23 protein-coding genes and 1 pseudogene are annotated in these 25356 nt (G+C 35.4%); 11 read left to right on the top strand and 13 right to left on the bottom strand.

What is annotated here, in order from left to right; genetic code table 11:
• The first annotated feature begins 208 nt into the window (after nucleotides 1–208).
• The 5 genes from fdhD (at nucleotide 209) to BR72_RS13040 (ending at nucleotide 5865) form a co-directional block, all read left to right on the top strand.
• A complete protein-coding gene (gene fdhD / locus BR72_RS13060) occupies nucleotides 209–1006 on the top strand; it encodes a formate dehydrogenase accessory sulfurtransferase FdhD (RefSeq protein ID WP_035433549.1) in 798 nt (265 codons plus the stop codon).
• Between the two features lie 468 nt (nucleotides 1007–1474).
• The gene (locus BR72_RS13055; protein WP_035433548.1) at nucleotides 1475–1981 is read left to right on the top strand and encodes a GNAT family N-acetyltransferase; all 507 of its coding nucleotides are present in this window, start codon (nucleotides 1475–1477) and stop codon (nucleotides 1979–1981) included.
• 617 nt (nucleotides 1982–2598) lie between these two features.
• Nucleotides 2599–3276, top strand: a complete 678-nt coding sequence (locus BR72_RS13050; protein WP_035433547.1) for a response regulator transcription factor — start codon at nucleotides 2599–2601, stop codon at nucleotides 3274–3276.
• 147 nt (nucleotides 3277–3423) lie between these two features.
• Nucleotides 3424–4800, top strand: coding sequence for a HAMP domain-containing sensor histidine kinase (locus BR72_RS13045; RefSeq protein WP_035433546.1), 1377 nt, complete (start codon nucleotides 3424–3426; stop codon nucleotides 4798–4800).
• A 549-nt stretch (nucleotides 4801–5349) separates the two neighbouring features.
• Complete coding sequence (locus BR72_RS13040) at nucleotides 5350–5865, top strand: GNAT family N-acetyltransferase (protein WP_035433545.1); 516 nt, start codon at nucleotides 5350–5352, stop codon at nucleotides 5863–5865.
• Between the two features lie 41 nt (nucleotides 5866–5906).
• Here the strand turns inward: BR72_RS13040 and pdxR are convergent, their stop codons facing one another.
• Nucleotides 5907–7304, bottom strand: coding sequence for a MocR-like pyridoxine biosynthesis transcription factor PdxR (gene pdxR, locus BR72_RS13035; RefSeq protein ID WP_035433544.1), 1398 nt, complete (start codon nucleotides 7302–7304; stop codon nucleotides 5907–5909).
• 128 nt (nucleotides 7305–7432) lie between these two features.
• Here pdxR and BR72_RS13030 point away from each other — a divergent pair, with 128 nt between their 5' ends.
• Nucleotides 7433–8359, top strand: coding sequence for a DMT family transporter (locus tag BR72_RS13030; RefSeq protein ID WP_035433543.1), 927 nt, complete (start codon nucleotides 7433–7435; stop codon nucleotides 8357–8359).
• 109 nt (nucleotides 8360–8468) lie between these two features.
• On the opposite strand, the gene BR72_RS13025 is transcribed toward BR72_RS13030, so the two are convergent.
• The 4 genes from BR72_RS13025 to BR72_RS13010 all read right to left on the bottom strand — a co-directional run bounded on the left by BR72_RS13025 (nucleotide 8469) and on the right by BR72_RS13010 (nucleotide 11693).
• The gene (locus BR72_RS13025) at nucleotides 8469–9173 is read right to left on the bottom strand and encodes a metallophosphoesterase family protein (protein WP_035433542.1); all 705 of its coding nucleotides are present in this window, start codon (nucleotides 9171–9173) and stop codon (nucleotides 8469–8471) included.
• A gap of 178 nt (nucleotides 9174–9351) precedes the next feature.
• Nucleotides 9352–10296 (bottom strand): alpha/beta hydrolase family protein, encoded by a 945-nt coding sequence (locus tag BR72_RS13020; protein ID WP_035433541.1) that lies wholly within the window; start codon nucleotides 10294–10296, stop codon nucleotides 9352–9354.
• A 5-nt stretch (nucleotides 10297–10301) separates the two neighbouring features.
• Nucleotides 10302–10847 (bottom strand): helix-turn-helix domain-containing protein, encoded by a 546-nt coding sequence (locus BR72_RS13015; protein WP_035433540.1) that lies wholly within the window; start codon nucleotides 10845–10847, stop codon nucleotides 10302–10304.
• Between the two features lie 591 nt (nucleotides 10848–11438).
• The gene (locus BR72_RS13010; RefSeq protein ID WP_035433539.1) at nucleotides 11439–11693 is read right to left on the bottom strand and encodes a hypothetical protein; all 255 of its coding nucleotides are present in this window, start codon (nucleotides 11691–11693) and stop codon (nucleotides 11439–11441) included.
• A 387-nt stretch (nucleotides 11694–12080) separates the two neighbouring features.
• Here BR72_RS13010 and BR72_RS13005 point away from each other — a divergent pair.
• Nucleotides 12081–12323: pseudogene (locus tag BR72_RS13005) on the top strand (MerR family transcriptional regulator); the annotation flags it as partial.
• 148 nt (nucleotides 12324–12471) lie between these two features.
• Here the strand turns inward: BR72_RS13005 and BR72_RS13000 are convergent.
• The 3 genes from BR72_RS13000 to BR72_RS12990 form a co-directional block, all read right to left on the bottom strand.
• Entirely contained in the window at nucleotides 12472–12858 is a 387-nt protein-coding gene (locus BR72_RS13000) for a hypothetical protein (RefSeq protein WP_035433538.1), read from the bottom strand.
• 378 nt (nucleotides 12859–13236) lie between these two features.
• Complete coding sequence (locus tag BR72_RS12995; RefSeq protein WP_035433537.1) at nucleotides 13237–14664, bottom strand: DUF4367 domain-containing protein; 1428 nt, start codon at nucleotides 14662–14664, stop codon at nucleotides 13237–13239.
• Nucleotides 14630–15187 (bottom strand): RNA polymerase sigma factor, encoded by a 558-nt coding sequence (locus BR72_RS12990; protein WP_035433536.1) that lies wholly within the window; start codon nucleotides 15185–15187, stop codon nucleotides 14630–14632. The genes BR72_RS12995 and BR72_RS12990 overlap by 35 nt, the downstream gene beginning before the upstream one ends.
• Nucleotides 15188–15394: 207 nt before the next feature.
• Between BR72_RS12990 and BR72_RS26425 the strand changes: the two genes are divergently transcribed.
• On the top strand, nucleotides 15395–15532 hold the full coding sequence (locus BR72_RS26425) for a hypothetical protein (RefSeq protein WP_156107942.1): 138 nt from the start codon (nucleotides 15395–15397) through the stop codon (nucleotides 15530–15532).
• 358 nt (nucleotides 15533–15890) lie between these two features.
• Here BR72_RS26425 and BR72_RS12985 read toward each other — a convergent pair whose 3' ends face one another.
• Together BR72_RS12985 and BR72_RS12980 are read right to left on the bottom strand one after the other, a co-directional pair.
• Nucleotides 15891–17456 (bottom strand): flotillin family protein, encoded by a 1566-nt coding sequence (locus BR72_RS12985; RefSeq protein WP_035433535.1) that lies wholly within the window; start codon nucleotides 17454–17456, stop codon nucleotides 15891–15893.
• A gap of 15 nt (nucleotides 17457–17471) precedes the next feature.
• Nucleotides 17472–18014, bottom strand: coding sequence for an NfeD family membrane protein (locus BR72_RS12980; RefSeq protein WP_035433534.1), 543 nt, complete (start codon nucleotides 18012–18014; stop codon nucleotides 17472–17474).
• A gap of 480 nt (nucleotides 18015–18494) precedes the next feature.
• Here BR72_RS12980 and BR72_RS12975 point away from each other — a divergent pair, with 480 nt between their 5' ends.
• Nucleotides 18495–19757: a Rossmann-fold NAD(P)-binding domain-containing protein gene (locus BR72_RS12975; RefSeq protein WP_035433533.1), complete on the top strand. Its 1263-nt coding sequence runs from the start codon at nucleotides 18495–18497 to the stop codon at nucleotides 19755–19757.
• A gap of 282 nt (nucleotides 19758–20039) precedes the next feature.
• Complete coding sequence (locus BR72_RS12970; protein ID WP_035433532.1) at nucleotides 20040–21158, top strand: hypothetical protein; 1119 nt, start codon at nucleotides 20040–20042, stop codon at nucleotides 21156–21158.
• A gap of 144 nt (nucleotides 21159–21302) precedes the next feature.
• On the opposite strand, the gene BR72_RS12965 is transcribed toward BR72_RS12970, so the two are convergent.
• The gene (locus BR72_RS12965; protein WP_231559721.1) at nucleotides 21303–21758 is read right to left on the bottom strand and encodes a GNAT family N-acetyltransferase; all 456 of its coding nucleotides are present in this window, start codon (nucleotides 21756–21758) and stop codon (nucleotides 21303–21305) included.
• A 423-nt stretch (nucleotides 21759–22181) separates the two neighbouring features.
• Between BR72_RS12965 and BR72_RS12960 the strand changes: the two genes are divergently transcribed.
• A complete protein-coding gene (locus BR72_RS12960) occupies nucleotides 22182–22571 on the top strand; it encodes a cupredoxin domain-containing protein (protein ID WP_035433530.1) in 390 nt (129 codons plus the stop codon).
• A gap of 380 nt (nucleotides 22572–22951) precedes the next feature.
• On the opposite strand, the gene BR72_RS12955 is transcribed toward BR72_RS12960, so the two are convergent.
• Both BR72_RS12955 and BR72_RS12950 read right to left on the bottom strand, forming a co-directional pair.
• A complete protein-coding gene (locus BR72_RS12955; protein ID WP_035433529.1) occupies nucleotides 22952–24388 on the bottom strand; it encodes a glycosyltransferase family 39 protein in 1437 nt (478 codons plus the stop codon).
• 47 nt (nucleotides 24389–24435) lie between these two features.
• A complete protein-coding gene (locus BR72_RS12950; protein WP_035433528.1) occupies nucleotides 24436–25341 on the bottom strand; it encodes an FTR1 family iron permease in 906 nt (301 codons plus the stop codon).
• Between the last annotated feature and the right edge of the window lie 15 nt (nucleotides 25342–25356).

Genomic DNA, 25356 nt, shown 5'->3' with positions numbered 1-25356 from the left:
AGTGAAAAAATGGTATAAAAAACCTTCTTTTTTTAGGTGGGCAAGGTTTTAAAACAAATGGAGCAAGCGAGTTTTGGTTCCAGTGTATTTTCCGTAGCAGCGACTTCTACGTTGAAAAATTAAAATAGATTTATATAAAACGAATGCTTTTCTTTTTTTCTTGTCTTATGATAAACATGGGAGAATAATTGATAAAGGGGAAAATCGTATGGAGTCCGTTCAAAGCACATATAAAATGGTTCGTTACCAAGGTGGAACATTTCATCAAAAGGATGATGAGATTGTAACAGAGTATCCACTTACAATTAAACTAAACGGTGAAGAATATGTAACAATTGTTTGTACCCCTGATCATATTGAAGATATGGTTATTGGTTTCTTAGTATCAGAAGGTATTATTCCTTCCTATAAATATATTGAACAATTATGGATCCAAAGAGAAAAAGGATTTGCGCATGTCACAACGACGCAAACAAATCCACTCTATCAAACTTGCTATAATAAACGATATGTGACATCGTGCTGCGGTAAAAGCAGACAAGGCTTTGTCTTTGTAAATGATGCGGCAAAAGCAAAAACGATGCACGATATTCATATTACGCTCAAACCTGAAGATTGCTTTCACCTCATGAATGCTTTGCAGCAATCCTCTACTACTTTCCAAGAAACAGGCGGCGTACATAACACCGCATTATGTGATGCAAAACAAATTCTCGTTTCACGAATGGATATTGGGCGTCACAATGCTTTAGACAAAATTTACGGTTATTGCTTACAAAGCAATATTTCGATAACAGGAAAAGTAATTGCCTTTAGCGGACGCATTTCATCCGAAATCTTACTTAAAGTTGCAAAAATCGGCTGTGAAATTGTCCTATCAAAATCCGCTCCGACAAAATTAGCTCTAGAACTTGCTCATGATTTAGGAATTACTGTCGTTGGTTTTATTCGCGGTGATTCTTGTAATATTTACACGCATCCAGAGCGAATTGAGGGGTATAATTAAACAAAACACTGAGGCGTTTCACTTTTCGCTATGATTCAACTCAGCGAATCAACTACTTGTATGTCGAATATCGTCGAAGCGTCTTTAAATCATGTCGAAGCGCCGATATATTCTAAAAAGTGGTCGATATATCATGAAAAGCGCCGATATATTGCAAAGAACGATCGATAACGGAAAAAGGAATGACTTCAAAGGGCACTTATGTGCCTTTTCGGTCAGCTTCTATATAAATAAATAAGTCACTGCAATGTAGAATACACGATGATCCCCACTTTCGTTTAAAACGTGGCAGAAAAAGGAACTGACCGCTCCTATGCACGGCCAGATGCTCTCGTTTCTCATAAAAGGAAAGGCGGTTTTATGTAACTTACATTCGTATAGTTATAAAAATGTAACATATATATCTGTTGAATAGTTAATAAAGTTAATATATAATTTCATTACATAAACCACTAGGAGGTTACTTGTATGAATATTCGTGTATTAACAAAAGAAAATGCAGATATATATTTACAACTTTGCATAGAAGGATTAACTCAAAATCCAGAAGCATTTGGTTCCTCTTATGAAGATATTATGAAACAAGAAAATCCCGTTTCTGCCATTGCAAAACGGTTAGATAACCCTGAAAAGTTTACGATAGGTGCTTTTCATGAAGAGGAATTGATCGGTATTGCCACTCTTGAAATAAAACCACTTGTCAAACAAGAGCATAAGGCGAAAATTGGCTCTGTATATGTCTCTCCAAAAGCACGTGGTCTTGGTGCTGGAAGAGCGTTAATTGAAACTATCATTGAAAATGCCCCTAGATTAGATATAGAACAAATTATGCTTAATGTGGTTTCCGGAAATAAACCGGCAAAGAAACTATATGAATCACTTGGGTTCCAAACATTTGGTGTAGAAGAACGTGCTTTAAAATATAACGGACAATATTGGGATGAAGAGCATATGATGTTATTTCTCAATGCTTAACACCCACTCTCCTGCAGCTCTTGAAGTGGGTGTTTTATATATTCAGCATCACAAAAGCCTCGCACAATGTATGCGAGGCTTCTTCTCTATCTCATAATAATAAATTTATTTATAATAACCAAAAAAACTTTCTGGCACAAACAACGATAATCATCATTGATACCGCAATGCAGATTATAGCTCCATTTCGTTCTTGTTTCTGCTTTTCAATGTCTTGCTTGTTCACTATCCAAGTCCCCTTTTATCTACATTCAAAAAAAAAGCCGTGAGATAGAAATTTTTCTTATCCGATGCGAGGTGAATACGAAAAATGTTCTCTATCTCACGTACACAATAGAATGGAATTTGCCATTTTGAAATCAAAATGACATGACGTTATGTCGCAACATAGGGTATTTTTGTGCTGCTACATTGATTATTATAAAAGAAAAATGTGCAAAAGTAGTGCATTTTTTATGGCAATTGTCCTTTTTTTTTCCATATGAACAGTGTTTTTTGTAAAGTTCATGTAGAATAATATTAAGGAAACTTCTATTCGCGAGAGCTTGACTCTCCTATTTTTTCCTTTTGACTCTTAATGCAGGAGTAAATAATGAAAATTTGAGGTGAACATCGCTATGGCAAAACTATTATTAGTAGATGACGAAGAACGCATGCTTCGCTTATTAGATTTATTCTTAAGTCCACTTGGACATTTTTGTATGAAGGCAACATCAGGCCAAGAGGCACTTGAGCTCGTTCAACAAAAAGAGTTTGATCTGATTTTGTTAGACGTGATGATGCCCAAAATGGACGGCTGGGAGGCTTGCTCTCAAATTCGCCAAATCAGTAACGTCCCCATTATTATGCTAACAGCACGGAATCAAAATTATGACATGGTGAAAGGACTCACATTAGGTGCTGATGACTATATTACAAAACCATTTGATGAGCAAGTATTAATCGCTCGTATCGAAGCTGTGCTCCGCCGTACGAAGAAAGAGGGATTTGTAAACTTTAACGGCATCGAATGGGATAAAACGAGACATACCGTAACTGTATATGATGAAAAACTCTCTCTCACGCCAATTGAGTTTTCCTTGCTTGGACTCTTTTTACAAAATATAAACCGTGCTTATAGCCGTGATGAGCTTATCGAAATCATTTGGGGATTTCAAACAGATATTGAATATCGCACTGTTGATTCTCACATTCGTAATATACGTGAAAAGCTTCGAAAAGCAGGATTTCCTATCGAAGATTATCTAGAAACCGTTTATAAAATAGGTTACAAATGGAAAAATGGATCCTCATAAAGAGAAAGGAAAACTTTCATCAGTGGGGATTCTTCTTCTTTCCCCATGAATGATTGGTTGAACTACTCAGACATATACTAGCAGTTTTTCTTCTATACAGTAGAGGTTTTACTGCCTGTTAGTACAGGAAAAAGGTTGTGAATCATAATGAATAAACTTTCTATAAAGCTTGGGACGTATTTTTTATTGTTAGCTCTTTGCATTGAATCCGTACTATTTGTATCCTTTCATACAACATTAGCACAAATGCGTGTGGACGAAGAAACTACGGCCCTACTAGAAAAAGGAAATTGGTATCGTAATATTATCGAAAAACGCTATAGAGAAGGAATCTTTGAACGCGTGGTAACGATGGAATCGAATTCGCCTGCCCACACAAAACTTGTCATAACAGATGCAACAGGCCACGTTATAGACTCTTCTGATGCTATCACCGAAGACATGCGCAAACAACTTGAACAAAAAATTACGCACATTCCTAGAGATGGAATGGTAACAGAATGCCGCTGGAAAGACTCAAAATATATTTCAACAGCCAGCCCTATAGTAAAATATGGAGTTGTCATTGGCTATGCCCATATGTTTTTAGAGACTGCCTCTATAAAAGCAATGATTTTTCGATTAACACAACAATTTATTACTGTCGGGGCCTTGACAGTAGCTCTCACAACAATTTTAGTATTTTTACTTTCAAGGGTTATTACAAATCCACTTATAAAGATGAAGCAAGCAACTGAAAAAATGATGAAGCAAAACGAGCCCATTACGTTAGGTATTAAAAGTAATGATGAATTAGGAAGCCTAGCAAAAACAATCGAACAACTTTCTAGTGAGCTAACATATATGAAAAAAGAACGAAACGAGTTTCTCGCCAGCGTTGCACATGAATTACTCACTCCGCTCACATATGTAAAAGGATACACAAAAGTTGCCAAAAGAGGGTCTTTATCTAAAGAAGAACGGGAAGAATACTTACAAATCATTGAAGAAGAAACAGAAAATATTACTGAACTCGTACAAGACTTATTTGAACTCGCGCAACTTGAACAACACCAATTTACGATAAAGAAACAGTCCATCTTACTGTTACCATTTGCTGAACGTATCATTGAAAAGATAAAACCATCTCTTAAAAAAAAGCAAATGACTCTCTCTTTATATTGCCCAGAAGATTTATATGCCTGTATCGATGACCGCCGCATGGAGCAAGTCATGCTAAATTTATTACATAATGCACATCAGCATTCTCACGAAAATTCTCATATTACAGTACAAGTATTAAAAAAGGAGAATACTTTTCTTATACAAGTGCAAGATGAAGGGGAAGGAATTCCAAGTGAGGACATATCACATATTTTTGACCGCTTCTATCGAGTTGATAAATCCCGAACACGAGCAACTGGCGGAAAAGGTATTGGTTTAGCTGTTGCAAAAGAAATTGTGGAGTTGCATGGTGGTTCTATAGAAGTAACGAGTGAGGTCGGAGTTGGAACTACATTTACTATTGAGTTACCTGTTGAATAGCTGTTTTATATAAAAGTTGAAATAAAACCCTTTTCTTTTTTAGATGGGCGAGAGCAGCTAGCCGTGCATGGTAGCGGTCAGGGCCTTTTTCTGCCACGCGCTTGCTCTCTTTGTTTAAAACATGGCCCGTGGCAGAAAAAGGCCCTGACCGCTACTACGCCAGCCGCTCTTGCCCATCTAAAAAGAAAGGGGGATGTCGCTTATTAGCTTATACAAACCCATTTTCATATTTCAATAAATAAGTCGCTGCTATTATTGTGTATTCTACATAGCAGCGACTTATTTATTGAAATATGAAAATGGGTTTGTATAAGCTAATAAGCGACATCCCCCTTTCTTTTTAGATGGGCAAGAGCGGCTGGCGTAGTAGCGGTCAGGGCCTTGTTTTAAAACAAAGGAAAAAACGAGTGCAGGATACTTGTTTCTTCATAATTGCAGTTTTTATGTAGAAATATTAAAACAATTTATATATTAGGCCTATTTTTTGAAAGTATTATGATTTTCATATAAAATATAAAATTACCACCAAAGAATTGGAGGATGATACAATTGGAAATTCGTGTATTAACGAAAAAAGATGCAGAAATTTACTTAGCACTTCGCGTTGAAGGATTAAAACAAAACCCGGAAGCGTTCAGTTCTTCTTATGAAGATCTTATTAATAAAGAAGATCCTGTTGAATATAAAGCGCAAATATTAGATCAAAACGAAAATTACACGCTTGGTGCTTTTAAAGACAGCGATTTAATCGGCGTGGCAACTTTAGAAACAAAATCATTTTTAAAGCAAGAACATAAAGCAAAAATTGGTTCTGTTTATGTCTCTCCAAAAGCGCGCGGAATGGGCGCAGGGAAAGCACTGATGCAAGCAACAATTGAAAAGGCAAAAGAATTAGAAGTAGAACAACTTATGCTTGATGTTGTCGTTGGCAATGAAGGTGCAAAAAAGCTCTATGAATCGTTAGGCTTTAAAACATTCGGCGTACAAGAGCGTTCGTTAAAATATAATGACCAATATTGGGATGAAGAGCATATGGTTTTATTTTTACATGAAGAAAATAAATAGGAAAAAGGGACTTATTTTTAAAAGTCCCTTTTCATATACCTTCAATTAAACCACGCTTTTCCAAGCAATTGAACCGCTTCCGCAATTTCTTCCTCAGATAAAATAGCAAAGCCAAGCAAGATTGTTTTATTATCAGCTTTCATCTCATCATAGTACATAGAAACTGGATATACTTTTATACTATATGCTGCCGCTTTCTCAATAAGCTCTTGCTCTGTCATACCATTATTTACTCGTAATAATATATGCAGCCCCGAATCTTGGCCAACTATTTCTACGCATTTCGGGAAATATGTTGAAATTGCTGAAACCAATGTATCTCTCTTCTTACGATACACCACTCTCATTTTATGAATATGCTTTTCCCAATGTCCGCCTTCGAGAAATCGTTTCAAAATCTCTTGATCAATACGCGATACGGTCTGCGTATAAAAGAAATATTCTTTTTGATATACTTCAATAAGTGTTTTTGGAAGCACCATATAACTGATACGTAACGATGGAAGTAACGCTTTTGAAAAAGTACTCATATAAATAACCTTTCCATTTGTATCTAACCCTTGGAGAGCTGGAATTGGTTTTCCTGAATATCGAAATTCACTATCATAATCGTCTTCTACAATATAACGTCCTTCCTCTTTCTCTGCCCAATGCAAGAGCTGCATTCTTCTCGAAACCGGCATAATCATTCCGCATGGAAATTGATGAGATGGTGTCACAAATACCACATCTGCATCACTTTCTTCCAAACTCGATATCATAATCCCATCTTCATCAAGCGGCAGCATTTCCACATGTTCTGCCCCTTTTTCACACGTAACAATTTTCTGGTGGTATCCTGGATTCTCTACTGCAAATGTACTCTCTTTTAACAATTGAAATAGCATCCTTATTAAATATTGCGTTCCTGCCCCAATAATAATTTGACTTGGTGAACATTGTACACCGCGCGATTCATACATGTATTGCGCAATTTCTTTTCTTAATCCAAATTCACCTTGTGGATGCCCAAGCAGTAGTACTTGCTCATTCTCAACTTGCAGTACTTCATTTGCCAATTTGCGATATAAGGCAAGTGGAAATGAGCGAGCATCAACACCTGTATGCGTAAAATCAAATGCATAGTCGCGATCATAATAAGTTACTTCTTCTACATGGTGCATCTTTTCTTTCACATACAATACACTTTGTTCCACTTCACATACAAAATACCCTTTACGTGGAACAGCCTCTATATAACCTTCCGCAATAAGCTGACTATAAGCAGATTCAATTGTATTTTTACTAATTTGTAAATATTGAGCTAATTTACGCTTAGATGGTAATTTCGTATGAGGCTTTACATTTCCAGATTTCATTTCCTCTTTCATGTAGTTATATAGTTGTACATATAGTGGTTCTTTACTATGAACATCAAGTTTTGGTGTTAATTCTAACATACAAACTGACCCCTTTATTTTATAGAAAACTGATACTTTTGATGGTATCAGAAGTTATATATAATACTTTCATGCTTATCATTTCTATTAAGAAAAAGCAAGAGCTTTCATACAAAGGAGGATACATCATGAAATCATCGCGACACTTCGGCTTAATGATGATTATTAGCGGGGCGACATTATGGGGGCTATCTGGTCCTATGATTCAATGGCTATTTCATCATACTGAACTATCATCTAGTGACTTTTTAGTCATTCGTCTTCTATTAGCAGGCGTGTTTATTTTATGTTCATTACTATTTACAAAACAAAATATATTTGGTATTTGGAGGCATCCGCGTCATTGGATTCAACTGCTAATTTTTTCAATTGCTGGCATGCTTGGTGCCCAGTACGCATTCATTGAAACCGTTCATATAAGCAATGCTGTAACTGCGACATTATTTCAATTTCTCGGTCCAGTTCTTATTACTATTTACGTTGCGCTGCAACACAAAAGACTTCCTTCCACTACGCAATTCATAGCAATCATAGCTGCATTAGCGGGGACGTATTTCCTTATTACCAACGGATCAATTGAAAATATTATTCTTTCTAACCAAGCAATATTATTTGGTATTTTAACAGCAATTGGTTTTGCTTTTTACACACTCCATCCCGCTTCGCTTATTAAACAGTGGGGGACATCGGTAATTGTTGGTTGGGGGATGTTACTCGGAGGAATTTCCCTGTTTCTATATAATCAAGAATTCCATTTTCAACATATAGCAAATACATTAACAATAGGTACATTTTCTATGCTTATGCTCATCATTATAAGTGGCACACTTTCTTTCCTTCTCTATATCGGTAGTCTAAAGTATTTATCTGCAACAGAAACGAGCATTTTATCAAGTATTGAACCACTCGTAGCAGCTATTGTTTCGATTATCTGGTTGAATGAGTCGTTTGGAACATATCAATTATTAGGCGGCGCTTTCATTATTGTTGCAGTAATTTTTTTAACCCTGCCAGAAAAAGAAGTACAACCAAAATTAGCAACCAAACACATGTAACAGAAAGTAACAAACCATAGCATAAAAAAAGAGATAAGGTTTCATCATCATTTTGATCCCTTATCTCTTCTTTTCCCTACATCAGCTCGTTTATATAGGGAAATCTTTCTTATTTTACTGCATATACTTTTTGACTTGGCAATTCTAAACAGTTAAGTTGGCCGCCGTATACAGCGCCTCCATCAATACCAATGATACGATTTCCGCCAAAATACACACCGGAATTCTCGTTATCACCGTGAAGAAGTTTCGTTTCTGTATGCCCAAATACAACAGTTTTCTCACCGTTGTATCCATTATGAAATTCATTTCTAATCCACATCAATGTATGCGCATCCGTTTCAGAAACAGGTGTCATTGGTTCTACACCTGCATGAACAAAAATATAGTTATCTGTTTCAATATAGTGGTCTAGTCCTTTTATGAATTCGATATGTTGTTCTAACACTTCAGAATGTAACAGCGGCTTTATGAACTCCTCTTCACTTACAGCAATATCACTTTCTGAAAAGCCGTAGCTATGTAACGTTTGGTCTCCTCCATTTCTCTTTACCCAATGATTCCAAAACTTTTCTTCCTCTGTCGTTAAAGCCTTTAGCATCATATCTTCATGATTCCCTTTTAAGACGAGCACACCCGCATCTTTTAAATGCATCACTTTTTCAATTACCTCTTTAGCATTCGGGCCACGATCTACATAATCCCCTAGCAGAATAAGTTGATCCTCTTGTGGATTGTATTCTACTTTTTCTAATAGCTTTTCAAATCTCTCTAATTCACCATGAATATCACTGATTACAAGTGTTCTTCTCATATGTATTTCCTTCTTTCTCATTTATAAAAGTTAATTCATATTATAGAGAGACTCTATTAATATCGCAATTTTCTAACTAGAAAGACATTATTAAAATAAAAGACTAGCATCTATTTAGACGCTAGTCTTTCGTTTTTATAGTTTTTTGCTAAATAGCACTTTTGTTCATCCACGTTCCTTATGGAAGGTTATATTTTGCCAACCATTCTTTCATAACATTCAATAATTCCTCTTGAATCTCTTTATTTAGAAGTCCTTTATATTCTTTCATTAACCCTAGCATTGTATGATTTTTATCAACTTCCCGCAAAATATGGTTCATATTAGGGATGATATGCCACTCCGCCTCACCTGCGGCATATTCCGCAATATCCCTTGCCTGCTCTGGGGGCACTTGTATATCTTTATCTCCAGTAATCGCTAAAACAGGACATTCCACTCTCTCTAAATACTCTACAACATTGTATTGAAATTGTTCACGTATCCACTTTGCGTTTACCTTTACTCCTTTGATTCGCAAAGCAGGCTTTGATGATTGTTGTATTTTTTCCATCTGTGCTTCATTTTGTTTCTGAATACGTTGTGGAAGTTTTAAAAAGCGGTATAGCCATCCTCGAAATCCAGATGCTGATTCTAATTCTTTCACTGCCATTTTCATTTGTTTTGGCAGTAATGTTTTCGAAGGTTCAGCTGCGCCGGCGAGTAAAATTAAGCCAGCAACTGACTCTCTTACATAAATAGCCGGTGCAAGTAACGCTCCTTCACTATGACCTACAATAACGATTCGCTTCGGATCAATTTGCGGATGCTCCTTTAAAAAACGTACACAAGCAACGCCATCATCAATTAAATCTGTAACACCTGTTTCATAATAATTCCCTTCACTTTTATGCGTACCACGCTTATCATAACGAAAAGTCGCAAATCCTAACGAAGTGAAATAGTCCGCTAAGTCTTTATATAAATTTAGTTTTAAACCACGAACATTTCCATCCCGGTCTCCCTTTCCCGTTCCAGCAATAAGTAAAATAGCTGGGTATGTTGCTGCATCATGTGCTGGAATTGTTAACGTTCCTTGAAGTGAAACTTTACTTTCAATTGTAACGAACAATTCTTTCCCCATATTATTTATTCTCCCTTCCCATTTCTTTCAGGAATAATAATTGTTGAAATCGTTCTTCGCTTTCGCTCTGGAGATGGTTTACGCTCCATTGCTTTTAAAAATACTCCACTCATTTCCTTTGCAAATTCTTGAAACTCCTCATCACTCATATAAAAGCTTGCTTGTCGATACCCGACTCCATCTTTTTCGAAGTCAACATGATCTTGCTGCAAATAATCTTTAAAACTTGCCATAATCTGAGTGGTAAACATCATAAAATATTGCATATGTTCTTCTTTCGTTACATCTTGCAAATCCTTTTGTGAAACACTAGCCATACTGTGATTCAAAGCATACAACTTTTCAATCGTTCCTCGTATTTGCGTTTCCTGAGCAACTTGTAATATATGTGCTGTCGTTAGCTTTTCTAAATGACGATATAACGTCGCCTGTGGAATATGCGGTAACCTTTTCGCAAGCTGCTTTGCAGTTAAATTCTCTCCTCCGATAAACTCTTGAATCAGTTGAAAACGAATTGGATGAAACAGTATATCCATCTTTCTTTCTTTCATATATCTACACTACTCCCTTTACTACAACTTATGATTATATTATCAAAAATGATAACAAAAATACATACAAAACATTCATTCATATTAAAAATATGAATGGATAACACCAAATAGAATCCTCCGGTATATCATTTTTCATTACAAAAAAACGAGTACATGCATACTTACACACATAACCGTTCTCATTTTTTATATTTTAATAAAATAAAACTTCCATCAGAAAAAATTTTTTTATTCTCCACTCACTCGCTCTCTTTGTTTCAAACATCGCCCGTGGCAGAAATGGGCACTGACCGCTTCTACACACGGCCAGACGCTCTCGCCTCCCCTAAATAAAAGGGGGTTTTTATGTTGTTTTTCAATTTAGCTTCATATATATCTATCTTGATATTCCAACACATAAATCACCGCTATGCAAAACACAACATGATCGCCCACTAGCTTGCTCCCTTTGTTTAAAACATCTCACGTGGCAGAAAAGGGCACTGACCGCTTCTACACACAGCCAGACGCTCTCGCCCCCCTAAAAAGAAAGGGGTTTAGTGGTTTTTATATCGTTTTCAACTCATATATAGCTAAATAAAACAAACCCTATTCACAGCCCGTTATCAACAGGTCATCCTCCACTTTACACAATACCGTATTCATATCTACTTCCTGTCCAACTACTACATCTACAGACAGTACATTTCCACTAATCCCAACCACTGCTTCTTCTAATATTCCATTATTATTTCTAATAATAAGTAGCTTTTCCCATTCATAAACATAAGAATTTTCGTTGATTAACACTTCTTCTACTACTCCATTACATGGGCTATAAATGCTTTCAATAACTGCTTTCATACAAGTTCTACTCCTTAATTTCCTATTCATAATCTCATTTTCCTCACCCATTCTATCACTGTTATTTCAGATTTTTTATATTTTAAAAGATTTGAATTGTATTACATTTTCTAGTTAGCTATATTAAAATAGTAACCCCTCTAGCCACACGCTAGAGGGGTTACTATTTTAATATATTTTCATTTTTTGTTGCTAGGAGTACCGTCACATCGCCATCAACTTAAGAATTCAGAATTACCCCAAAACGAAAAAAATGGGCTCAATTCTTATGGACACCTATAAAAAGGTACTGTATATCGTATACATGTAAGGTTAACGTATCATTATCAGTAGCAGAATCCTTGTTTTTATTAAGTTCTCTCTTCTTTTCTATGTAAAATCGATATATTACAAAATCAGTTTAATCAAGTGTTGGTTCAAAAATTACAAGAGATTACGAATGAATTAGTTACTACAAAAGAGCATTTAGCTAATACTGAGAGAAAGTTAGACGAAATAGAGGGGAAAAATAGTGAATTAGAAGTCTTTATAGAGAAAAAGTTAGAGAAACGAGATCAGTTATTGCTTGAAAACATTAGAGATATACAGAAACAAAAACGGAAAGGTTTTTTCGGTTTGTTTAAAAATTAAATATGGGTGGTACCCGATGTAGGGTTTTAATGTCGGAACATACATAGAATAAGGAAAGGAATGCGGTATATAACAATATACAAGCATTCCCTTGCTATGATTATGCTATTTTTTTCGAATCGCCTTATAAAAGTAAAATTAGAAATTCTCAGTTTATTTTTATATCTAAAGTTCCGTCCTCTTGAACAGTTTGAATAATAATCTTTGCTGTTCCTTTTCCTTCTCCTTCAAAATATCCAAAAATATATTCTTCGTGTTTTTTTTTGTTTTTGTCTTGGTAATGTAATTTGAGGGCATTTTCTCCCATATTTTTTAGTTTAATGCTAGTCTTATATTTTTCATTTGAATGAAGAGTAGGAACTACGAAATTTTGAATTTCACGACCATCAGAAATTGTAAGACCTGTTATATTTTGATTCGTTTTATTTTTAATCGTTATATCAAATCCACTTTTAAAAAATAAGGAATACACACTCGTTACAATTAGAATGCTCCCTATTACTAGAGAAAGGTATATCCATTTTCTTTTTTTCATGAATTTCCTCCTTTTCCATTTAACTTCTTAATATTAGTAAAAAAAACTATTTTTGTAAATTATTTAATTAAAAAGGAGATAGCATCAGGATTTTGCAGATTTACAACGCTAATATCATTTTTTCCGAATTAAAATGGTATTCTCCTAATAAATTAATATATACCCAACCTAGAGATGACATATGGTGCAATAATTCTTCATTACAACTATCTGTTCCAGTGTAAGCAAATCTCTACCTCTCGTAATTTCCATACAGTATCATCTCATTTCTGTAATTTGTTACTTTTGGAGATAAATTGGACAATTTTAAAGTTTCTTTGCACGAAAAAAAGCTGCTAAATATAAGCAACTTTTTTTATCTATTTGTTCCTATCGTTTTTACTTTTGACGAATATCAATCCACCAACGATCTTTCGCATTCATATTTTCAGTGCCACTAACCCCACTATAATGAAAAGCATCAAGGAAGATTGAATCCAGTTTATCCTCATCTACAAAATAACCTAAGTTAACCTTCATCGTTTGTCCTGGTGGGATACTGCCAATATTGTAAAAGCTTTTTCCGTTTCCGTGAGGTTCTAAATAATCAACTTCGCTCGACATAATACCGTATTCGGAAAGTCCATATTTTTCAGCGTAGTTCCATGCATTTTTTTCAGGTTTAAGCACTTTTATGGATGGACTCATATAGATTTCTTCTGTCGCCTGTTTACCAATATTTTTCACTGTTGTTGTCAGGTAGACAAATTTAAGATTAACGGATTTCGACTCTACTAATTCGTCAATTGAATCTTTACCATTTCCAACTTTATATACATCCCGTTTATACGGTATCAATTTTTTCGTCTGATCTAAAGCCTTATTCTTGCTTAGTCTTTCTAGTCCATATTCATTAAAGTTCTCTTGTTTAAAATCTTTGATTGAATCAAAGACTTCAACTTTCTCTATAACATATTCAAGTTTGCTGTTATCCATGCCGATAGGTAAGGTTACTGGAACCATTTGACCTACGCTAAATAGTTGTTTGCTGTCTTTTTCCAAAGGAATAACGCTAGGTTTTGTTGGTTCATTCGCTTTGCTAAAACGATCTTTAGCATAATCTGCTGTAAATGATGCCTGTTCCTTTGATGTTTGCTCAAGTGAAATATTCTCTAAGACATTCATCATTTGTTCTTCACTTACATCGGCTCCAATATAACTTTCTAACATAATCCCCTCTTTCTCAAAAAGAAGAAAGACCTGTCTGTTAAACATTAAATTTTTGTTTCCAGTGTCTTTATTGACAATCACTGCTTTCTTACCATTTATCTCTTTTTCTTCGTAGTTGTTTGCGTACAGCGTTTGAAAATCTGAATTTTTTCCTAATCTCCAAAGAAGGAATGAAAACCCGCCCTTTGCGTAGTTATCTTTAAATGAATATTTCATATCATCGTGATTGTCTGCTGCCATATTTTCTGGTAATTTGCCGACTTTCAACTTATACCAACTTTCACTCTTTTTCGGTTCCTTATTTGTTACGGAAACATTTACTTCATAATTTTGTTTTTTGACAATCATATCATAGACTTTTACTGCACCAAAAACAGTTGTCGGCATGCCAATCAATAAGCAAGCAGCAGCGATTAAAATACGATTCTTTTTATGCTTGGCCCGTGGTTGCCCACTCTTAATTCCCTCCATAAACACTTTCTTTTTGCGCTTGTAGGTATCTGAAAATTCATGTTGTTCATCCAGTTTATCAAAATCGTCTAAAGCGATTTTTTCAGCAAGGTCATACATTTCTTTGGAGTTCTTGGAATTCGTCATTTTGTATACCTCCTATCATATTTTGTACTCGTTTTCGAGCGCGTTCAAATTGCTTGCGGACATTGACCTCAGTTATCCCCATTAGATTTGAAATTTCCTGATAAGTTAAGTTATAGAAGACTTTGTACTTAAAAACCTGTCTGTTAGACTCATTTAACTCTTTTAGCAATGTATCAATTTGAACCTCAGACATGAAACGCTGTTCCCACTGTTCAATATTTTCATCTGCCACTTCCGGTAATTCTCTTTGATATTCTTCTAAGAACATTTCCTGTCGTTTATTTTTCCGGTAACTATCAATCGCTTTGTTTTTTGCAATTCTCAAAATGTAGCGTTTAAGCTCTTGAGTGTTCAAGCTGTGGAGTTTTTCCAGATTCTGATAAAGATTAATAAACGTCTCTTGAACTGCATCTTCAGCCTGCTGAACATTATTTAAAATAGAATAGGCTACATAATAAATTTTTTGTTCATACAACTCGTATAGCTCTTCCATCTTTTCATAATCTTTGTTTGTAACTTTCATGTAATCCCTCCTCTCATTCTATATAACGAATGGACGCTATAACTTTGTGACACTTCCTCCAGCTATTAGAAAGCCAGTTGCATCCTACATAAGTAATAAAAATATCATTATCACAAATTTCTATTTTTTCATAGTAGTGTTGGTGGCACTGGAAAGCCGTTGGTAGATTGATATTCGCCATAATAAAATCGATAGAAGAAAAGCGATATGATGTTGTTAGAGGGTTATTTTATGAATGAAAAAGACATTCAGTTGTTACAAATTAGTTTGAAGGTGCGAACTAGGGATTATTTATATAATGCGAGAGAGGCTGTGAAGTTATTTGAGAGGTTATTAAACATCTGAAGAAAAAACTGTATGTTTAAATATTATAATAATAAGATAAATAATCGTTCACCTGTTCCCTTTGTTTTAAAACCACGCACATGGAAGAAGTAGGCACTGACCGCTACCATGCGCGGCCAGATGCTCTCGTCTCCTAAAAGAAAGGAAGTTTCATTTGTGTTTATATAGAAATCCATCCTCGTTTTTTAACACAAAAGCCGCTGTTATGCAGAATACAACAGAACCTGCACTCGTTTGCTCCTTTTGTTTTAAACCTCGCACGGGGCAGAAACAGGCACTGACCGCTACCATGCGCGGCCAGATGCTCTCGCCCCCCTAAAAGAAAGGGGTTTTTATTTCGGTTTTTTATTTCATCTTCTTACTGCTCACTATTTTCCTTCTTACTTTCTTCTACTACTTGTACAACAGGCCCCTCACTAGCAGATTGCTGCATTGCACCTTTTCCTGCAAAACTCTCCAGCAATTCTTTTAAATCAATACCTGAAGAAGCCTTCAAAGTTTCTTGCATCGTTGCCATTAAATCAGTCGCATAGCCGGCAACTTTACCAGCGCCACTATTTTTTCCACCGCCGCCAGTATCGACAACTGTAATTTTATCGATATTACTAAGCGGACTTGCAATTTCTTTCGCATAGCTTGGTAACATTTTTAATACCATGTCCATAATTGCTGCTTGACCGTATAGTTCAAATGCTTCAGCAATTTTTTGTTTTGCTTCTGCTTCAGCAAGACCTTTCAGTTTAATAACATCCGCTTCTGCTGTACCTTGTGCTTTTTGTACTTCTGCTTTTGCTTGACCTTGTGCTTTTTCAATTTCGGCTTTCGCTAAACCTTCCACACGCACTTCTTCTGCACGTGCTTTTGCTTCTGCTTCAATTTTATATTGCTGGGCATCAGCTTTTTTCATTTGTTGTACTTTTTCTGCTTCCGCCGCTTGCTCAACTGCATAACGATCCGCATCTGCTTTTTTCTTCACTTCTGCATCGTATTGCTTTTCACGACGAGCAATTTCTCTTTCTTCTAATTCAATTTGTTTTTCACGCTCAATAATTTTCACTCGCATTTGCTCTTCTGTTACACCTTGTTGAGCCTTCGCTTGCTGTAATTCATAGGAAAGGTCAGCATCTGCACGTGCTTGTTCTTGTTCCCTTTTATATGATTGCACCTTTAATTCTTTATGTTTCTCAGCTTCAGCAATTTGCGCATCACGCTGATACTCTGCTTCTTTTGCTTCTTTTTCAGCACGCGCTTTTTCAATCCGTGCTTCTTTTTCTCGCTCTGCGTTTGCAATTTGTGCATCACGCTTCACCGTTGCAATTTGCGGTTGACCAAGTGCATCTAAGTACCCGTTTTTATCACTAATTTCTTTAATTGTAAACGATACGATGCGCAGCCCCATCTTCTTCAAATCAGTGGAAGCAACTTCATGTACCTTCTGAGCAAACTGTTCCCTGTTACTATACGCATCTTCTACTGTCATCGACGATAGAATCGCTCGTAAATGTCCTTCTAATACTTCCTTTGCTTCTACTTTCAGTTCTTCCGTTTCTTTTCCTAAATATTGCTCTGCTGCTGTTGATACTTCCTCAATTGTAGAACCCACCTTAATAATTGAAACACCATTTACTGTTACTGGAACACCTTGCTTCGTATATGTATCACGTGTTCCTACTTCTAATTTATAGTTTAATAGGCTAAGGGGTTCTGCTTGTTGCATAACTGGCACAACAAACGTACCGCCACCGCGAATAATTTTAATCTTCTTGCCATCATCTGTTGTCACAACATTTTTCCCACTGCCTAGTCCACTTCCTGTTACAATTAACGCTTCATCGGGCCCAACCGTTCGATATTTCGTAATAAAGACTAAAATCAAAATCGCTAATATTGCTAACAAAACACCACCAATAATTAATGGAACCATAGTAACTCCTCCTTATTATTTCGGTTTCTTTAAAGAAACCGCTAAATTTTGCACGAGTAAAACACCGTCTTGCACATCTTCAACAATGACATAAGACCCTTGTAAAATATCTTTCTTTCCTATCGTTTTAGCTGGCATCGCATTACTACCAAATTGAGAAGCTAGTAACACCTCACCGAATCCTTCTTTCGGAATCGTAATAATCACTTCTCCTTTGCAGCCAATAAACTCTTCCATACGGTGCATTGTATTTTGCTCCGCTTTAGAAATTGGTGCTAAAACAAGCATTTTCATTGTAATCACACCAACAAGTGCGAGGAAAAATGAAATAACAAAAATAGCAATACTCCCCCACGGAAAGATATATTCTAATATGTAACCAAATCCACATAGCATCGCAAGAAAGCTAAATAACAATGTAAAAGGCGAAGTAGCTCCGCTTGATATACTAAAAAGAGATTCTAAAATATCACCAAAAAGCAAATAAAGAATAGCAATAGCTCCGGTTATAATAAGCCCATATAAATAAATTGTTTCAATTGGAACATGAAATAACATACTGCTTCACTCCTTTCAAAATAAGTGAAACTTGTTATATTAAATATGTATTCCCTCCCCTCTTTAAGTATCTTAATTTTCAGTCATTTTTTCGAAAAAAGAGCCCTATACCGCAGACTCCAAAAAAAAGAACAGGAGAAAGCTATGGTGACAGCCTCCTCCTGAAAATAAACTACTATATTATATATCTATATAATACAAGTTTTTACACAAAAAGTAAAGTAACATATATATTGGAAGCTATTTTCACGGTGCACTTTCTCCTTTTGTTTTAAAACCTCGCATGTGGCAGGAAAAGGCATCTACCGCTTCTATGCGCGAACCGATCCTCTCGCCCCCTTAAAAGAAAAGAGGTTTCTATGTCTATTTTCTTCATTGCCACTAATGAAGAAATAGGCATAGAATTTTTATGCATTTATGGACAAACAAATAATCCTTCCTTATGCGAAGTGAATATCTTAATCATATAGGAGGGAAAGCATGGAAAAAGAACACCTTATTCTTACTATACTTGGAAGCAGTGGCGGCGCTGCTCGGGCATTTTTATCCTTATTAAACCATGCCGTGAAAGATATTCATAATCCGTTATACTCTCAGTTACAAAACTGTTCCATTCATTTAATTGATATAAAGCAAAAACCAGGGTCTTACTTTAAAAATATGTATCCTGCATTATACGAGAGTTTTACATTCCATATGTTTGATCTAAGCGATCACACATTATTTCGAAATCATCTACAGGAAACAGAGACAAGCATAGTCATTGATGCTTCCTTAGCAGATGCAGTAGAAATGCTAACATGCTGCAATGAGGCTGGTGTACATTATATAAATACCGCATTGCAATCACCAGCAATCGATGCAAACGAGCATATTAAACGGTTCAGTTTATTAGAAAGACAAAATTTCTTTGAAGAGCATAGACCTGCCTTCACAAACATGACAGGCATTATTTGTTCCGGTATGAACCCTGGCGTTGTTCAATGGATGGCCGTTAAGTTAATGAAACAAAATCCTGAGGAAGTCCCCCTCGCTTGTTTCATCGTCGAACACGATACAACTTTCTATCATGATCCAACTCTTATTAAAGAAAAAACTGTATACTCGACATGGTCACCAGCGGGATTTTTAGAAGAAGCTATTTTAAACTATCCTCTTTTCATGAAGCATCAAACTCCAATTCTCTTATGTAACACTGCTTACGAACAAGAATTTAAAGTAACGTTAGGAGATAAACAGTTTTCCGGCTGTTTAATGGGGCATGAAGAAGTAATTAACCTTGGAAAATTGTACGATATGGAGGTCGGCTTTTTATATCGTATCAATGATTATATGACAGAAGTAATTCATAACAACCAACAAAATATTGATGAACTATGGAACTGGAACCATCACGTATTAAATCCAGAAACTGGACAACTCCTCGGCGAAGATTTAATCGGTGTATTACTTGTCTATAAAGACAAAGAAGTCTATATGTACAATACAACAGCCACCCAACATGTATACACACAATATGGAACAAACGCAACCTACTTTCAAGTAGCATGCGGCGTTTACGGTGCACTTGCTAGCCTCTTACTCGATAATTTACCGCTTGGCTCTTACTTCGTAGACGAGCTTCTTTTAAATACAAATTCAAAATATGGTGATTATCTTTCTTATTATATGAAAGATTTTGTAATAGGAGAAAATGATACGACAGATGGGTTATTATTTGATCGTATAAGAAAGATTGAGTAGGTTTTTCTACTCAGTCTTTTTTAAGTTCACTTATGAGACGATTCTTCATGGAAAAAGCTATTCGTCACATGAAACACGTCAGCCATATTCATAGTAAGTAAAATTGTGTATAAAAAGCACCTTTACTAGTAATTTATGAAATACTACTTTTTATATAAAATAGCTATTGCATTCACTTTATAGAGCACCTCTTATGACGTTCTATTTACACTATATGTAAAAAAAGTGATTCTATCTGGTATGATGGAATTAGTACTGTTTTATCTGGGGGAGATTTTTTATATGGTCAAAAGAAATATTTCTTTATTCACTGGTTTGATATGCCTTGTGATATTAAGTTCATGTAATATTACAAAAAACATATCTAAAGGTATTAACAAAATAGAGCAACAAAAAATAGGGATATTTACAAAGTTCTCACTCGATTACAATCGGTTTTATTTACCATCTAGTTCTAATGAAGTAATGTATATGACTGTTGATGATAACAGTAAGTCCGGTATGCCGAATAAATTGATAGCATACGATTACGTAAATAAAGAAACAAAAGAAGTCTTCCAATCTAAATTAAAAAATCCCAATATGCAAGGTCAGCAAGCTAACAAAGAATGGGTATTGTGGACTGATACAGATGATTTTGGTACTCAATCCGTTTTATATGTGAAAAACATACATAATGGTAAGCAAAAAAAATTATATGAAACAGAAGGACCAATAGATGCTAACTTGTATCAACATTTTGTAACATGGACAGAAATTGATCCGATTAAAAAGTTAGCTTATATAAAAGTATATGATTTGAAAAATGATACAGTAAAGACCGTTGCTACAACCCATTCATATGATACAGGTTATTCTGTCAGTCATATGAATCAAGGAAAATTAGTGTATTCAGATGGAAATAGCATTGAAACTAACTTATACTTATACGACCTTAAAAGTGGTGAAACAATTGTGTACCCTACTCCTCACAAGTTTATTAACAATATTCGAATTGTAGGAAATAAAATTTTCTATGCTACTTTTCCATCACCAGATCAGTGGTATCCAGAATCCTACTTTATTGTGAATATGGAAACTAAAAATGTAGAACCTTTTCAATTAGATGAAGTTCATGGAGATTCCAATAATAACATAGGGCTAGTGAGTGCATTTCAAGACTATATGGTATTTCAAACAAGTACTCAGCAAGTATGGATATACAAATTACAAGATGAAGGATATAAAAAACAGAAATTAAACGTTTCCCAGCCATTTCAAACAGTGATGTCAGAAGGGCTTGACATAAATATTATATGCGAAGAAAAAGAAGGAGGTTCTCGCTATATTATGTTGCTTGCAAGTAAAGATTTAACTAACATGTTCCAAGATACAACAACCTCACCATATAACAAAAATTAGTTAAGGGTGCTATTTTGTATAAAGAAGCTATTTTCAAAAAAAATTTGATCAATTATAACAATCCTATAAAAATAAACTAAGATGACTTTAGTAACATCATGCTATTCTAGTCATCTTAGTTTCAATTCATATTTCACATAGAAATTAACTATTTGATAAAAGAAAAAACTCCTTTTCAAAACCTGTATTCTCCCAAAAATCTAAAGCTAATTTATTCTCTACATTCACGTGAACGGCAGAAATCCCCTCTTGATTCAACCATCTCATTAAATGTTCTACTACATTTTTAGCAATTTGCTGTCTTCGATATTCTTCTCTTATATAAACCTCATCAATTTGACCATATAACATATCGGTAACTAGATCTTGTTTAATAGAAACCACTCCATAACCAATCATATTTGAGCCTTCATCACTTACTACAAAAACAGCGTCATATTTTGATTGAACAAATTGTTCTAATTGCTCCCAAATACCCATTCTATCGCTTTCGTCTAATTCACATTGTGCTGTTTCTATAGCATTCATATTCCATAATTCTATAATCTTTTTTATATACTCTTGATAATCTAATTCCTTATTAAGTTGTTCGATACGCATGTTCAATTTAATTCCTCCTTTATAAAGTGAAACTTTAATCAGTGGGGGTTTTCTTCATCCCCCACTGATTATTAGTTGAACCAATCGGGCTTTTACGGGCAGTTTATCTCCCACCTAACTTCTTTGCTTTCGCCGAATCTTGATGTGGAAGTATTACTGCCCGTTAATGCGGGATAAACCGTTTTAACTATATTTTAATAAATTCTGTGTTGGAGTAAGAAGAAGGAATTAATATGAAGTATTCCACTTAAACTAGTGGTGCAGGTTAATTGAAGAAGAATGGATTCCAGAAGATCGTTATTTTTTTCTTTGTCACTGTTTCAGATAAAAGAGCTACTATTTGAAGCACGTTGGAACCCTATTTATAGTAATAATATTTTATGAATTGGAAAACAATAGTGCTTAGGAAAGGAAGGATTGCGAATGTCTGTGAAAAAGTGGTTAACTGGATTGGTCGTTTTACTTGCGATGATTTTGGTTGTGACAACTCCGGGCTTACTCAGTGTATTTGCTGAATCCGGCGTCGTAACACAGCCTATTGAGTCAGTGAAAGTGATTGAGGTCGAGTTGAACGATGATTACTTTAATCCGAATGTCATCACTATTCCGATTGGAAGAACGACAACGTTGATATTGAAAAACCAAGGTAAGAAAGAGCACACCTTCACAGTGGAAAAGCTCAGAATTGACGCCGAAGTCCAGCCGGGAAAAGAAAGAACCATTACCGTGAAACCTCAAGATCCCGGTACTTATCAACTGATATGTCGGTACCATTTCCAGAAAGGAATGGATGGAAAAGTAATAGTCAAATAATAAGCAGGGCCAATCGGGCTTTGCTTTTTTATGAGCAACGGTAACTTACTTATTATTACCCAGACATCATTATAACTGCTGACTTACCTCTTTACTTTATAAAAAGTAAAGAGGTAGGTTTGTTCAAAAAGACATAGTAATTAAGATCTTCCACAATCGGGCGCTTTAATTGAGCGATGAGCACAAAAATCATCAAACTTTTTATGAAAGGATGATGATTTTTGAATATAGAAAAAGCGTGTTTTGAACAATCTTTTTTCAAAACACGCTTTTTCTATATTCCCTTTCATCAAGGTTTATTAAGTTAATTTAATCAAAACTGTACATTATATAGATTGTTGATGTATGCATAAAATTTGTCGTTTTCAACCACAGATTTCCTACATTTCAACTAACTTTGCAACTGAATCCTTTTTCCACTTATATAACACTATTTTATGATAAACAGGATCAAATAACGGGTTAGACTGAAAGACGGCAACTTTTTCCACCTGTCCTTTTATATTAATCCCTTGGTTTTGAAATCCTTCAATAAGATGATTCGTAACGTATATTGTATCATTCTTATGATATTTTTTATCTTGTAAAAAATAGTCATATGTGTAAAAGCGTTTATGTTCATATGGTACATGTAAGTATTCCATAACACGTGTCTCTTCCCATGTATATACGATAAACGGCTGCTGTTTTTCTTGTAAATATGATGCTAGCTGATACGTTGCAGGCACAGCTTCTTTTTGTTCTTGCATAAGCGGTATGCTGACAATAAGTTGAAGTGTTGCAAATAACAGCAGTAAGATTCCACTATGTTTTTTTAACCATGAAATAGCAAGTACGAAAAACACCATTGCTACAATTGGATAAGAATGACGTGGCTTATCGATATTTTGTCCAAGTAAATTCCAAAGAAAATATACACTGCCAAGTGCTATAAATAATTTCGGATAGAAACGTATGTTCTTCCATTGTAAAACAAAAAGAAACAAAAAGAAAAGAAAGAAACCTACAAGAACGTACGAATGAACACCGATTCCCGCAAATACAATATTCTCGGAAAGCAAACGAAACAGACGTGATATAATCGGTTCACTCGTTTCTGTAACCGCACCGCCCCATTCTGTAAAATGACCTTCTACAAATCCGAAAGAAATTTTCCATAATCCCGCTAAACCGCCGATATTCCAAATAAGCGCCCCAATCCATACGAGTTGCGAAAGAACAACTGTGCAGCATATAATAATAAACCGCCACTTCTCCTCATGCCACTGCTGCCATACTAATAAAATAAGCGCTATTCCAAACGGCACATACGATAAACGGATTCCCATTAATAGAGCAAATAAGATTACTGGCCAAAACTGAGCCCGAAATTCATTTGTCCGAAACGCTCGATCTACGCTCCACATATACCACCACAGTACAGCTATCGCCGCTCCCTCTGACATCGGCTGCGTCACTAAAATGGAAAAATAACCGCTTGTTTGTAATACAGCTACAACAATAAGAGCACTCGTTTTACTTACATAACGGCGTGCAATCCAATACATTGGAAAAGCAGCGGTAAGTGCCATAATTGCATTAAAAATCCCTAACGATTGCACAGGATTTTCTATAAAAAGATGTGTCATCATTCCCCCTAAAATAAAAAAAGGATACCCTGGAAAATGAGGCTGCATCGCTAATATGTCATATTGCTTTAACGCAAGCGAAAAATCTACTTCATCCCACGTTGCAGCAAACGGACTTGCATAAAAAAAACGAATGAGAATTGCACTAGAAAAAAGCATAATTGCCCATATACGTAATAATTGTTTCATCTGATTTCCTTTCTGCAAAAAAAGTACAAGGAAGATTCCTTGTACTTTTAGCTTACTGATTTATTTACTTCGGCTACTGTTTTCTTTTTTTTCGCAGGTTTTTTAAAGACAATTAACATATAAAGGACAACAAAATAACCGATATATGCAAGCACTTCTTCAAGCGATGGCATTGAAGAATATCCTAAAAACGCTTTTAAGAAAATACCGATATCACCTGAAAAAATCGGTGCAGTACCATGATCACGCAAATAGTGAGCATAATCAATTGGATGCTCCGGGAGTAGCCACGTAATATCGTATACGTGCGGCATTACGCTACCAATTATTTTTAAATCTTGCAGCATGGAAATACCTTGCACAAGAAGTCCAGCTGCAATGAAAACAATAAATACTCCCGTTACTTTAAAGAATACTTTTAGTGAAATACGCATCGTTCCTTTAAAGAAGAAGTAACTGACAAGAGCTGCAACAAGAACGCCTGTAATTGCTCCCCAGCCTTGCAGTGCCGCTTCAATATTTCCACCTGTAATCGCCGCGAAGAAGAACACTGTTTCAACGCCTTCTCGTAGCACAACAAGAAACGAATGCAGAACCATTCCAATTACGTTTCCAGTCGTAATATAATGACTCATTTTACTTTCCATGTTGCCTTTTATATTTTTGCTATGTTCTGCCATCCAAAATACCATTTGCGTAAGCAAAATAACGGAAATGAACATAATCGATATCTTTAAATACATCTCACTTCCCATTGCGGCAAAGCCAGTAAACACAACTTGGAAGACAAGAGCGACAAGATAACTTGCTACAACCGCAAGACCTGCTCCTAACCAAACGTATTTCACAAACTGCTTATTATCCGTACGCTTTAAATACGTAGTAATAATCCCAACAATGAGCAATGCTTCTAATACTTCACGGAATGTAATAAGAAATGCTTGCAATTGCATCGCTCTTCCTCCTCA

It is taken from the genome of Bacillus sp. UNC322MFChir4.1, from assembly GCF_000746135.1.
Taxonomy (GTDB): Bacteria; Bacillota; Bacilli; order Bacillales; family Bacillaceae_G; genus Bacillus_A.
Note: the sequence above shows the minus strand (reverse complement) of the source record. Positions and strands in the feature narration are given on the sequence as shown.